Source organism: Aeromonas sp. MR7 (genome assembly GCF_963899385.1).
Taxonomy (GTDB): domain Bacteria; phylum Pseudomonadota; class Gammaproteobacteria; order Enterobacterales; family Aeromonadaceae; genus Aeromonas; species Aeromonas bestiarum.
The window spans coordinates 506,016-517,060 of record NZ_CAWQXH010000021.1; the positions used below are offsets into that span (position 1 = coordinate 506,016).

Sequence of the window (11,045 nt, forward strand, 5' to 3'; positions counted from 1 at the left end):
TCATGGTCGACATCTTGGTAGTTAACCTGCCGAACGCGAACCAATTACTTTCTACACTAAGCAATTTTCATGAAAAACAAAAGAACCATAAGAGTCCACACAAAACAATAAAAACATAATACATTGATTTATATGATTTATTTTTGACAAGAAAAAGCCATAAATCGACAAGCATGGGCCATGCCAGCATGAATTATTTGATTAGATAACTAATCATAGTTCTGTTTTGACAGGCCAATAAGAGGGGAAAATCAGGCAGATCGGGGAATGCCACCGGGCAGGATCCCGAACAGGCTGCAGGGCAGGAAAAATCCTTACAGCCCGAATGATATGCAGGCAAAAAACGAGGGGATATAGGAGGGGGTTGAACGCAGCAATGTCAGAGGCCCTGCCCTTTGTTGCCAGAAAAAAGCCCCTGTGCAGCACAAGGGGCTTTTCGGCTTCAACGGTTATTCAATGCGGTTCAGCGCCGCTGCCAGGTTTCGAAGCAGTAGGGATGGGGGTTCTTCTCGTCGGGCTCATGGGGTTCGCGTTCAACGCAATGCCACTCGTCCTCCTCGAAGGCAGGGAAACGGGTATCCCCTGCCGCCGCCAGATCGATTCGGGTCAGATAGAGGCTGTCGGCCCGTGGCAGCAGCTGGCCATAGAGATGACCGCCACCTATTACCATCAGCTCGTCTACATTCCCGGCGCTTGCCAGCAGCGCCAGCGCGGCCTCGACCGAATCGACCACCTCCACCCCGTCGGCCTGGTAATCTGGGTTGCGGCTGATCACCAGATTGCGCCGCCCAGGCAGCGGCCGACCTATGGATTCGAAGGTCTTGCGCCCCATCAACACCGGCTTGCCCAGGGTCACCCGCTTGAAGTGGGCCAGATCCGCCGGCAGGTGCCAGGGCATCTGGTTATCCAGGCCTATCACGCGATCGTGCGCCATGGCGGCAATCATGGAAATCTTCATGGGGTCAGCCTCTCACACCGTCTGTCAAATAATGGGCCGGTTACGGTACACGACCAGGGAGGGGATCGCCAAACCGAAACTGAGGGCCCCCACGATGAAGAGTGCCTTGAGGCCGTTCTCCACCGCACTCTGGATAAGATCCATGGTCACCCCGGAGATGTTGAGCTCCACCACGGCGATCATCGCCTTGAACGCATAGCTGCCCGGGATCATGGGGATGATGGAGGCGACGCTGAACACGGGGCGCGGCGCCAGCAATCGGCGCGACCAGTAGACGCAGACAAAGCCGACCGTGGTCGCCGCCGCCAGGGTGGCCCACTCGATGGGCATGCCGTAATGAATGAGCAGGGTACGCAGGCTGTGGGCCAGGGCACCGCCCATGGCGCAGTACTTCAACATGCGCGGCGGCACGTTGAACAGCATGGCAAACCCTACCGCCGGAATGGAGGACCAGAAGGCATCCTTGGCCAGCAGCCAGACAAGATCCATCATGCCTTCCACCCCCAGATACCGGTGACCGACATGGCGAGAATAATGCAGGTATTGATCCGTGCGCTGATGGCCAGATCCTCTTGAGTCAGCATCGAGTCAACAACCATCATACTTTCCACCCCCAGATCCCGGTGACCGACATGGCGAGAATAATCCCTATCGCCGCGCTGATGGTCAGCAGAGTTGCCGTGCCCCAGCGCGCCAGCCCCATGTTGAAGTAACCCTTCACCATGTCGGAGACCGCATTGATGAGCGGGAAGCCCGGCACCAGCAAGAGCACGCTGGCGGCCATGGCGAGATAGGGCTGGGCGCCCCAGTTGAAGAAGGTGGCACTGGAGGAGAGCAGGGTGGCGATGAAGCCGGTCGCGGCAAAGTTGATGAGCGGGCTGTGGTGATGGCGGGCGATCAGCTGGCGCACTCGCATCGCCACGGCAGAAGAGAGGCAGGTCACCAGGAAGATGGGCCAGTCGCCGCCAAACAGCAGGCTGAAGGCGCCGCAGGAGAGCCCCACCATGGGCACCACCAGCCAGGGGTGGTAATGAAACGGCACTATGCCGTCGAGCCGCTGACGCACCTCGCGCGCACCGATCAGCTCCTTCTCCGCCATGATGCAGATACGCTGGATCTCGCACACCACCTGCATGTTGATGCCGTGCTCCCGCACCCGGCGGGTGGTGGTGACGCAACTGCCCTGATAGAGGCTGGTGAGCACTATGGCGCTGGAGGAGATGGCCATCTCGACGCTCTCCAGCCCCAGCGCCATGCCGAGCCGGACCGTGGTCTGCTCTATGATGCGACTCTCGGCCCCGAACTGGGCCAGCATCTGGCCCACCTTGACGATGATACGAGTGATCTCTGTCTGCTGCTCCCGCGACAGCACCCGTCTTGGTGTGATACTTCTCATAATCCCTTCGAGTCGTAGCAAAAATTAAAGTATCGCCATATTAGCCTAACTGTCGGCGCCATACATCCACACCGATCACGGCAATAATCAATTTTTAATAAAACAGCGAACGCCACGAAAATACATCAAATAGATTACAAATCACCCCAGATAAATTAACGTCGGCAAGCGGACCTCACCCGATGACAAATATATAATGCGGGATATTATTCAGCCATTCCATCAAGAGGATATTTATTTCTTCTTGCGATAATAATCGAAGAAAGAAACCACATTATTTTCTCTATAGACGGGAGCCTGGTCGGCATAGAGATTGGCATTAAGCTGGATCATCTCGCTGCGCATGGAATAAAAGGAGTCGTGCATCATGGCCGCAATACGAATACAGCTATCCATGTTGTTCTTGGCCAATTGACGCTGACAGTCGATACGAAACTGCAGGCCGCGCAATCGCTGCTGCTGCTCCGGACTGACTCGGTCGATCAACCCCTCTATCTGCTGGCGCAGCAACTCGTCGAGCCGCTCCGGCTCCGCCACTGCCAGTCGCCTCAAGGTATCAAAATCAGGCAACTCCATATGCCCTCCCGCGGCCAGCCGCTGCATGGTGATACTCAAACAACAACGATCAGTACAAGATTAAACCAACCGTATAATGAGTTATATAAGACGATTGCCCTCCAGGTTCAATCCATACCACGGCCTTTCGAGGCTGACTGCGCCAAAAAATGACCGCCGTTCGGGGACCTATTTTCTTATTCGTTATGGATCAACCAATTAATCACCAATATGGCGACTGCATTCGTTTATACATTTTTAGGACGGCAATGCCGGAGCCTTATGTCTTATTGAAAGGGCATCGGCAAGATTGTTTTTCATTCGACACTCCATCTTGTGCCCCAGCCTCGCCAACCCCTGACCTCGTTTAACATATCCCACTGATTATGTTATTTTATTTGCCACTTATTCCAGGCAACCAAGAGCAGACCATGAGCAAGGCAAGAATCGGCATCGTCACCGTCAGCGATCGCGCCAGTGCAGGCATCTACGAAGACCTCTCCGGCAAGGCCATCATAGACACGCTGAACGCATATTTGACCTCAGAGTGGGAACCCGTCTATCAGGTGATCCCGGATGAACAGGATCAGATCGAGGCGACTCTGATCCGGCTGGCGGACCAGGAACAGTGCAGCCTCATAGTCACCACGGGCGGCACAGGCCCGGCCAAGCGGGATGTGACCCCCGAGGCCACGGAGGCGGTGTGCGATCGCATGATGCCGGGCTTTGGCGAGCTGATGCGGGCCGAATCTCTCAAGTTCGTGCCGACCGCCATTTTGTCGCGCCAGACCGCAGGCCTGCGCGGCAGCTCCCTCATCGTCAACCTGCCGGGCAAGCCCAAGTCCATCCGCGAGTGCCTGGATGCCGTCTTCCCCGCCATCCCCTACTGCATCGATCTGATGGAAGGGCCCTATCTCGAATGCGATGAAGCCGTCATCAAGCCGTTTCGCCCCAAGAAATAGGCCCTGAGTGGGCGGGGAGATCCCCGTCCATTTCTTATTTGCGGCCGTATACCTTGACCCCTGCCTTGCTCCCCTCCGAATTGCCATAGACCTCGATCCGCTTGATGCAGAGCCGGCTACCGAGGGATTTCCAGCCGGACTCCTGATCCTCTTTCAGATCCTTGTCGAAATTGAGGGTCTTGCTGCGATCATTGCCGTAAAACACCTTGACCCTGTCCAGGGTCAATTCCCGTCCCGCCTTGACCATGATGGACTTGGCCGGTCGGCAGACGATGATGGGAATAATGGCGGCATGATCGCCGACGCCGAGCAGCATTGTGCTGCCCAGCCGAAATTCATCATCGGCCATAACAGGTGCAGGCAGCGCCAATAAAAGGGTGGACAGCACGAGCGCATTTAAGCCGCAGCGCAGCTGGGATCGAGCAGAAAAAACAGCAGATGGAGCGGACATTATGCCTCCCGAAAAATGGGAGGCATATTAATTCATCAAGGCTAAACCCAAGCTGTACCGGCGCCCTGCCCGCAGGCAAGGCGCACGGCCTCAGGACCAGCGCTTGAAGATGAGGGAGGTGTTGATGCCGCCGAAGGCGAAGTTGTTGGACATCAGGTACTCCACCGCCAGCGCGCGGCCATCACCCACCACATGATCCAGCGGGGCACAGGCCGGATCCGGCTCGGTCAGGTTGATGGTGGGGGCAAACCAGCCCTCCTGCATCATCTCCAGCGACAACCAGGCCTCGATGGCACCGCAGGCGCCCAGGGTATGGCCGAAGAAGCTCTTGAGCGACGATATGGGGGTCTTGTCGCCAAAGATGGCGGCGGTGGCGTGGCTCTCGGCTATGTCGCCGCGCTCGGTGGCCGTGCCGTGGGCGCTGATGTAGCCGATGTCGGCGGCCTCGAGCCCGGCCTGGGCCAGCGCCATCTCCATGCACAGCTGCATGGTCTCCTGCTGGGGCTGGGTCACATGGGCGGCATCGCAGTTGGTGGCAAACCCCACCAGCTCGGCGATGATGGTGGCCCCGCGCGCCTGCGCATGTTCCAGCTCCTCCAGCACCAGGGTGCCCGCCCCTTCGCCTATCACCAGCCCGTCCCGCTGCCGATCGAACGGCCGCGGCGCCAGCTCGGGGTTGTCGTTCATCTGGCTGGTGGCAAACAGGGTATCGAACACCACGGCCTCAGACGGACAGAGCTCCTCCGCCCCGCCGGCCACCATCAGGGTCTGATAACCGTGCTTGATGGACTCGTAGGCGTAGCCAATCCCCTGGCTGCCGGAGGTGCAGGCGCTGGAGGTGGGGATCACCCGCCCGCGCAGGCCGAAGAAGAGGCCGGTGTTGACCGCCGCCGTGTGCGGCATCATCTGCACATAGGTGGTGGCCGTGATGCTGGCGGTACTCTTGTCGTTGAGCATGACCCCGAAGGCGCGGATGGGATCCGTGCTGCCGGTGGAGGAGCCATAGGCGATGCCGGTGCGACCGTCGGTCAGCGCCGGGTGGTCGATAAGCCCGGCCCGCGCCAACGCCAGCTCGCTAGCCACGGTCGCCAACTGGGAGACCCGCCCCATGGCTCGCGTCTTCTTGCGCGGATAGCTGGCAGGCAGCACAAAATCGGCAATGGGCGCCGCCAACCGGGTGTTGAGTCCCTCGTAGATGGCCCACTCTGGCATGGTCACCACCGCATTGCGCCCCGCCTGCAACTTTGCCCGTACGCTCGGCCAGTCCTGACCGAACGCCGTCACCCCGGCCATGCCGGTTACTACTACCCGCTTCATACCATACCGCCATTCACAGAGATAAGCTGGCGTGCCACAGAGACAGCGCCATGTTGAGCCGACATCAGGCAAGCGCTTATAAGTATTCGCGTCATACCATGCCCCCGTTGATGGAGATGACCTGGCGCGTGACATAGCTGGCGATGTCCGACATCAGGTAGGAGACCAGGCCGGCCACCTCGTCGGCCTGTCCCATGCGCTTGAGCGGGATCAGCTTCATCGCCTCCGCCTGCACCTCTTCATCCACCATGCCGGTGTCGATGAGGCCGGGCGCCACGCAGTTCACCGTGATCTTGCGCTTGGCCAGCTCCAGCGCCAGCGCCTTGGTGGCCCCCATGATGCCCGCCTTGGCGGCGCTGTAGTTGACCTGGCCACGGTTGCCCATCAGGCCGGAAACCGAGGAAATGGTCACTATGCGCCCGCCCCGGCGCAGGCCTATCATCGGCATGATGCAGGGCTTGAGCAGGTTGTAGAAGCCGTCCAGATTGGTGTGCAGCACCCCGTCCCAATCCTCGTCGGTGAGGGCGGGGAAGGCGCCGTCACGTATGATGCCGGCGTTGCAGACCACACCGTAATAGGCGCCGTGTTCGGCCATGTCGGCTTCCAGCCGCTCGCGGCAGCCCTGGCGATCGGCGATGTCGAACTGGATCAGGCGCCCCTGCCCCCCGGCGGCTTGCAGGCTCGCCAGGGTAGCCTCGCCACCGGCGCGGTCGCCGTGGTAGTGCACGACAACGAGAAAACCATCGGCGGCCAGCTTGAGGGCGATGGCTCGGCCTATCCCCTTGCTGGCGCCCGTGACCAATACGCTAGAGATCATGAAACGTCCTTCGCTAACAAATCGGATAATTCGCCGGGTGCGGGCTGATAGGTCGAGAGGCGCGCGGTGGCGCACTCCTGCCCATCTTGCAGGATCCGGCAATCGAAACTGGCCATGCCGCCGTCTTGCAACAGGCAGCTGGCCTCAATGGTGAGCAGGGCCCCCGCCGCAAAGCGGGTGGGCTGGCAGCGGTATTTGCGGGTGCCGAGCAGCATGCCGATGCGCACCGGCTCGCCGCGCAATCGCCCCTGCATGCCGGCCCAGGCTGCTATGGTCTGGGCCATCAGCTCGATGCCGACCCAGGCGGGCAACGAACCCTCGCCATCGAGCAGCAAGGCGTGCCGGGCGCCGACCCGGGTCTCGCAGCACACCCGGCTCGCATCCACGGCGCAGAGCCTGTCCAGCAACAGCATGGGGGCCTGATGGGGCAAGAGAGTATCGATGGCGGGCAGCGGTACTAGCTCATTCATGAGGGTGATAATCCAAACAGCAGGCTGACATTGTTGCCACCGAAGGCAAAGGAGTTGGAGAGGACCCGGGGCGCCGCCAGCCGAGTGGCGCCACTCACCAGCCGTATGGACGCCAGCGCCGGGTCCTGTGTCGTCACCCGCTGGGGCGGCAACGGCAGGGCCCGCTCCAGCAGCAGGCAGGCGAGCGCGGCCTCGATGGCACCGGCGGCGCCCAGGGTATGGCCGGTGAGCGGCTTGGTGGAACTGCAGGGCACCTTGTCGCCGAACAGGCGATGCACGGCCTGGCTCTCCATGGCGTCATTGAGGCGGGTGGCCGTGCCGTGCAGGTTGATGTAACCCACCTGTTCCGGCGTCACACCCGCCTGAGCCAGCGCCATCTGCATGGCCGCCTCGGCACCCACCCCGTCCGGATGAGGAGCCGAGATATGCCAGGCATCGGACGACTCGCCCGCCCCCAGCAGCGCCAGCGGCGCGGGCTGGCGGCTCAGCAGAAACAGCGCCGCCCCCTCGCCTATGTTGATCCCCTGCCGGCCGTTGTCGAAGGGTTGACAGAGGGTGCCGCTCAGGGACTCCAGGCTGTCAAAGCCGTTGAGGGTCAACCCGCACAGGCTGTCGGCACCGCCCACCAGTACGGCGTCCACCAGTCCGGCCGCCAGCATCCGCTGACCGCTGATGAAGGCGCGGGCGCTGGAGGAGCAGGCGGTGGAGAGGGTGTAGGCGGGCCCTTCCAGGCTGAGATAACGGGCCAGAAATTCGGACGGGGAGCCCAGCTCCTGCTGGCGATAATCAAAGGCCGGGGGAATCGTCTCCCCCCGCCGGGCGGCGGCGATCGCCAGCTCGGCCTCGCCGATCCCGGCTGTGCTGGTGCCGAGCACCAGGCCTACCCGCGCGGGGCCAAACTCCGCCAGCGCCTTGTCCAGTGCTGGGCGGATCTGGGCCAGCACCGCCAGCAGCAGGCGGTTGTTGCGCGAGGCATAGGGGGCCAGCTCCGCCGGTATCTCGGGCAACGCGCCCTCGACCCGCCCCACCGGAGTCAGCCGACCATCCAGCAAGGTCTGGTTGTGGCGGGTGAGCGGCGTAATCCCCTCTGCCTGCCAGGCCAGCAGGGCCCCGGCGCTGGCATCCCTGCCCTCCCCCAATGCCGAAATGAGGCCGTAGGCCGCGATATAACAACTCATTGGCTCAGAGTCTCCAGCTGCAGACGGTAGTGAAACACATGCTGTTGCAGGCTGACCGGCTCCCGCACGCCGCCCTTGTCCTGGTACCCGATCTCGGTAACCAGGGCGCCATCGGGGGCACGCAGCCGGCGCGTCAGCCCTTGGTCCCGCAACGTCCAGCCCGGCGGCAACTGCGGCTGCCAGCTGGCCAGCGGCCAGTAGCAGAGCATGACGTCCGCCAGCACCTGGGTCACGGGCGGCATGCCGGTAGCGAGCAGCGGGCTCAGCTGCTGGGTCGCTATGCCCTGCTGATCGTAACGCACCCGAAACAGCCGCACCCCGCTCGGGGTCAGGCCGACCAGGGTCAACTGACTGCCATCAGCCTCCAGCACAGTCATCAGCTGATGGGAACTCTCACCCACCGTGGCCGTCAGCAACTGCTGGCGATAGAAGGGGGTGGCAAGCACGGGGGCAGGCAGCGTCATGACGCTGCTCTTGTCGAGATAGGCGGTGGGGGCCGGCTGGCTGCTGCAGCCCCCCAGCAGGAGGATGAATAATGCGAACACTGATCTCATAGTGGCTCCGGCTCCCGGTCATCCCGCACTGGCGGGCTGAATACCGGCTTGTCCAATCCCTGTTTATCCAGCACCAGAGGCGACAACAGGAAGGCAGTAAAGATACCGCCACTCAGCACCAGACCGAAGCCCGCGATGGCAGAGGTGTGGCTCAGCGCCAATAAACCGAATGACAACTGGGTGGTCAGGTTGGCGAGCAGGATGGCAAACTGGGTCGAGCGTTGACGCAGGAGATCCCGGCCGCAGTAGGCAAAGAAGAGGCTGTAGTCGATGCCGATGCCGAAGATGAGGCTCATGGCCAGCACCCCGAACAGGGTGAGCGGCTGCCCGCAGGCGGCCAGCAGGGCCAGACCGGCCCCCAACGAAAAGCCGCTGACCAGCAGGATCCGCGCGCTCTTGCGCCAGCCGAACCGGACCCACAGCAGCACCCCCACCAGGGCGATCGCCAGCAGCAGCAGTTCGGTCAGCTTGATGCGGTAGTGGGCAAACAGCTGGCTCCACTGGTTGCGCGGATCCTGCCAGAAGACCCCCTCCTGCCCCTCTGCCAGTTCTGCCACGGCCGCAACATCCGTCACCCCGTTGACCGGCAGCCAGAGCGCGACCCGACCATCTGGCAGCTGATGCCAGAGCAGCCGACTGCCCTCGCTGACCGGGCTGGCCAGCCACTGCGCCGGCAGCAATGGCTGCCAGGGTCTGGGCTCGGCCTTGACCGGCACACCAGCCTGATTGAGCCGCACCACCACGTCGGGCAGCAAGCGAGTGAGGGCGGCATGATCCGCCCGCTGCCGTGCCAGCGACGGCAGCCATTGCGTCAGTGGCACAAAGTCCGCCAACTGACCCTGCGCCTTGGCCTGTGCCAGCTTGTGGCCAAGGGCCTCGAGACGCTGCAACGCCGTCTCGCCATCTGCCGCCGTCACCAGAAAACCCGTCATGCCGCCCTGCTGGCCGGTGAGGCGCTGGATCTGCCGCTCCTGCGCCTGCAGCTCGGTGGGCAAGGGTTGCAGGTGAGCTATGTCGTCATCGACGGCCAGCCGGCTCAATCCCGCCACTATCAGCGCCAGGCAGAGCAGCGGCACGCCCCAGCGCAAGACACGCCGTTCCCGCCACCACGTGAGCCAGAGCGCCATCGGCACCAGGATGCGCGCCTCACGCTGGGGCAAGGCACCGAGCCAGAGCGGGAACAGGCAGAGCACGGTAATAAACGAGGCCGTCAGACCCACTAGGGCGCACAGCGCCATCTGCTGCAGGCCGGGGAAGGGGGCAAGCCAGAGCAGGCCATAGCCGACCAGGGTGGCGAACAGCGCCATCGAGAGGCTTGGCAGCAAACGGGCGCGGGTCTGGTGAGGGCTCTCCTGCAACCCATGCAGGCGCCGCTCGGTCAGGAAGTGGATCCCGTAATCTATGATGCCGACCAGACTGGAGCTGATCACCAGGGTGAACATGTGCACCTCGCCAAACCAGAGCAACACGGCCAGCACCCCCCAGACGAGGCCGATGGCGATGGGCAGCAGGGAGATCCAGAGCGCCCGAAACGAGCGAAACGCCAGCCACATCAGCAGCAAGACCCCGACCGTGGAGCCCAGCCCTATGGTGGAGATGTCCGCCTGAGCCAGATCACTGGCATGCTGGCTGTAGAAGAGGGTGCCACGGCGCAGCAGCTCCACGCCCGGAAACTCGGCCTTGAGGCTCTGCTCCGCCTCGTTGAGCCGGTTCAGCAGCTCGCTGTTGCGAGCGAGATCGAAAGCCGAGAGATCCAGCTCGGCTCGCAGCAGAAACCACTGCCGCCCCGTCTCGTCCTGGCTCATCAACCAGTCATGATCGAGGCGCAGTGTACTCGTCATCTGGCCCTGCACACCGGCGCGGGTCAGCAGCAGGGGATCGGCCTGCCATTCGGCGCGGGAGACACCGCCGAAAGGGCTGTAGATCTGGCCGAGCACCCACTGGCTCCAGGCCTCGGTGCCGGCGGCCAACCTGGCCCGGCTGCCCTCGTCGAGGCGCTGCCAGGCATAGTCGTGGATGAAGCCTTGCCAGGCGGGAGCCAGCTCCGGCTGGGCACCGCGCACAGCGCCGAGTTCGGGCAGGGCCTTCAGGGTCTTTGCCCACGCCTGCGCCGCGGGGCGACCATCCTGTCCCGCCGGCAGGCTCAGCATCCAGACCAGCTGCTTGTCGATCTGGCGCAGCAGGCCACCCCGCAGGGCCGGATCCAGCGTGGATCGCTCCTCGTGGGGCAGCAGATCCATCAGGCTGGTGTTGATGCGGCTCTGGGAGAGCTGCCAGCCAAGCAGCGCCACCGCCAGCAGGCTGAGCAGCAGCCAGAGGTATGAGAAGCGGCGCCAGGCGGTTTCAGATTGCAGCAAAGTCGGTTCTCCCGGCCAGACCACGGGCAG

12 protein-coding genes are annotated in these 11,045 nt (G+C 62.5%); 1 reads left to right on the forward strand and 11 read right to left on the reverse strand.

What is annotated here, in order from left to right; all coding sequences use genetic code 11:
* Nucleotides 1-463: 463 nt before the first annotated feature.
* The 4 genes from folA to AACW87_RS14150 all read right to left on the reverse strand — a co-directional run bounded on the left by folA (nt 464) and on the right by AACW87_RS14150 (nt 2,930).
* Nucleotides 464-958, reverse strand: a complete 495-nt coding sequence (gene folA, locus AACW87_RS14135) for a type 3 dihydrofolate reductase (RefSeq protein ID WP_241325258.1) — start codon at nt 956-958, stop codon at nt 464-466.
* Nucleotides 959-982: 24 nt separating this feature from the next.
* Nucleotides 983-1,450 (reverse strand): threonine/serine exporter family protein, encoded by a 468-nt coding sequence (locus tag AACW87_RS14140; protein ID WP_042866694.1) that lies wholly within the window; start codon nt 1,448-1,450, stop codon nt 983-985.
* Between the two features lie 106 nt (nt 1,451-1,556).
* Nucleotides 1,557-2,354, reverse strand: coding sequence for a threonine/serine exporter family protein (locus AACW87_RS14145; protein WP_052159096.1), 798 nt, complete (start codon nt 2,352-2,354; stop codon nt 1,557-1,559).
* Between the two features lie 234 nt (nt 2,355-2,588).
* Nucleotides 2,589-2,930: a DUF3135 domain-containing protein gene (locus AACW87_RS14150; RefSeq protein WP_043140058.1), complete on the reverse strand. Its 342-nt coding sequence runs from the start codon at nt 2,928-2,930 to the stop codon at nt 2,589-2,591.
* A gap of 410 nt (nt 2,931-3,340) precedes the next feature.
* On the opposite strand from AACW87_RS14150, the gene mog reads away from it, so the two are divergent.
* On the forward strand, nt 3,341-3,871 hold the full coding sequence (gene mog / locus AACW87_RS14155; RefSeq protein WP_043140056.1) for a molybdopterin adenylyltransferase: 531 nt from the start codon (nt 3,341-3,343) through the stop codon (nt 3,869-3,871).
* Nucleotides 3,872-3,905: 34 nt separating this feature from the next.
* On the opposite strand, the gene AACW87_RS14160 is transcribed toward mog, so the two are convergent.
* The 7 genes from AACW87_RS14160 to AACW87_RS14190 form a co-directional block, all read right to left on the reverse strand.
* Entirely contained in the window at nt 3,906-4,322 is a 417-nt protein-coding gene (locus tag AACW87_RS14160) for a DUF2541 family protein (protein WP_277606777.1), read from the reverse strand.
* A gap of 90 nt (nt 4,323-4,412) precedes the next feature.
* Nucleotides 4,413-5,639, reverse strand: a complete 1,227-nt coding sequence (locus AACW87_RS14165) for a beta-ketoacyl-ACP synthase (RefSeq protein WP_241325260.1) — start codon at nt 5,637-5,639, stop codon at nt 4,413-4,415.
* Nucleotides 5,640-5,730: 91 nt separating this feature from the next.
* A complete protein-coding gene (locus tag AACW87_RS14170) occupies nt 5,731-6,456 on the reverse strand; it encodes a 3-ketoacyl-ACP reductase FabG2 (protein WP_241325261.1) in 726 nt (241 codons plus the stop codon).
* Nucleotides 6,453-6,926: an ApeP family dehydratase gene (locus AACW87_RS14175; RefSeq protein WP_043140047.1), complete on the reverse strand. Its 474-nt coding sequence runs from the start codon at nt 6,924-6,926 to the stop codon at nt 6,453-6,455. The genes AACW87_RS14170 and AACW87_RS14175 overlap by 4 nt, the downstream gene beginning before the upstream one ends.
* Nucleotides 6,923-8,104, reverse strand: coding sequence for a beta-ketoacyl-[acyl-carrier-protein] synthase family protein (locus AACW87_RS14180; RefSeq protein WP_241325262.1), 1,182 nt, complete (start codon nt 8,102-8,104; stop codon nt 6,923-6,925). The genes AACW87_RS14175 and AACW87_RS14180 overlap by 4 nt, the downstream gene beginning before the upstream one ends.
* Nucleotides 8,101-8,658 (reverse strand): DUF3261 domain-containing protein, encoded by a 558-nt coding sequence (locus AACW87_RS14185; protein WP_241325264.1) that lies wholly within the window; start codon nt 8,656-8,658, stop codon nt 8,101-8,103. Before AACW87_RS14185 ends, AACW87_RS14180 begins: the two co-directional genes overlap by 4 nt.
* Entirely contained in the window at nt 8,655-11,015 is a 2,361-nt protein-coding gene (locus AACW87_RS14190; RefSeq protein ID WP_241325265.1) for an MMPL family transporter, read from the reverse strand. Before AACW87_RS14190 ends, AACW87_RS14185 begins: the two co-directional genes overlap by 4 nt.
* Nucleotides 11,016-11,045: the final 30 nt, after the last annotated feature.

Bases quoted from the DNA above. Each gene is read 5' to 3' on its own strand.
- AACW87_RS14165 (WP_241325260.1), bottom strand. From the start codon at position 5,639: ATGAAGCGGGTAGTAGTAACCGGCATGGCCGGGGTGACGGCGTTCGGT.
- AACW87_RS14160 (WP_277606777.1), bottom strand. From the start codon at position 4,322: ATGTCCGCTCCATCTGCTGTTTTTTCTGCTCGATCCCAGCTGCGCTGC.
- AACW87_RS14175 (WP_043140047.1), bottom strand. From the start codon at position 6,926: ATGAATGAGCTAGTACCGCTGCCCGCCATCGATACTCTCTTGCCCCAT.
- AACW87_RS14140 (WP_042866694.1), bottom strand. From the start codon at position 1,450: ATGATGGATCTTGTCTGGCTGCTGGCCAAGGATGCCTTCTGGTCCTCC.
- AACW87_RS14180 (WP_241325262.1), bottom strand. From the start codon at position 8,104: ATGAGTTGTTATATCGCGGCCTACGGCCTCATTTCGGCATTGGGGGAG.
- AACW87_RS14170 (WP_241325261.1), bottom strand. From the start codon at position 6,456: ATGATCTCTAGCGTATTGGTCACGGGCGCCAGCAAGGGGATAGGCCGA.
- AACW87_RS14150 (WP_043140058.1), bottom strand. From the start codon at position 2,930: ATGGAGTTGCCTGATTTTGATACCTTGAGGCGACTGGCAGTGGCGGAG.
- AACW87_RS14185 (WP_241325264.1), bottom strand. From the start codon at position 8,658: ATGAGATCAGTGTTCGCATTATTCATCCTCCTGCTGGGGGGCTGCAGC.
- mog (WP_043140056.1), top strand. From the start codon at position 3,341: ATGAGCAAGGCAAGAATCGGCATCGTCACCGTCAGCGATCGCGCCAGT.
- folA (WP_241325258.1), bottom strand. From the start codon at position 958: ATGAAGATTTCCATGATTGCCGCCATGGCGCACGATCGCGTGATAGGC.
- AACW87_RS14145 (WP_052159096.1), bottom strand. From the start codon at position 2,354: ATGAGAAGTATCACACCAAGACGGGTGCTGTCGCGGGAGCAGCAGACA.